Annotated in this window: 1 protein-coding gene; it reads left to right on the top strand. The window is 61.4% G+C overall.

Translation table 11 applies throughout. The features are described 5' to 3' along the window. Positions 1–303: L,D-transpeptidase (locus EN804_RS36180; RefSeq protein ID WP_135922407.1), on the top strand; the 303-nt coding region annotated here is incomplete at both ends.

Genomic DNA, 303 nt, shown 5'->3' with positions numbered 1-303 from the left:
CACGGACACCCCCTCGCCAAGCGGCACCCACACGGTAGAGCGTATCGCGCTCAATCCGGGCTACACCTATAATCCCAAGATCAACTTCAAGCAGGGTCAGAACGACAAGATCCTGCAGATCCCGCCGGGCCCGAACGGTCCTGTCGGCACGGTCTGGATCGCCCTGTCGAAGCCGACCTACGGCATTCACGGCACGCCGGAACCCTCGAAGATCGGCAAGACGAACAGCCATGGCTGTATTCGCCTGACCAACTGGGATGCCACCGAACTGGCGAAAATGGTCCGTCCCGGTGTGGTGGTCGA

The organism is Mesorhizobium sp. M8A.F.Ca.ET.161.01.1.1, from assembly GCF_004792105.1.
Lineage (GTDB): Bacteria > Pseudomonadota > Alphaproteobacteria > Rhizobiales > Rhizobiaceae > Mesorhizobium.
This window is presented reverse-complemented; position numbering and strand designations above follow the sequence as displayed.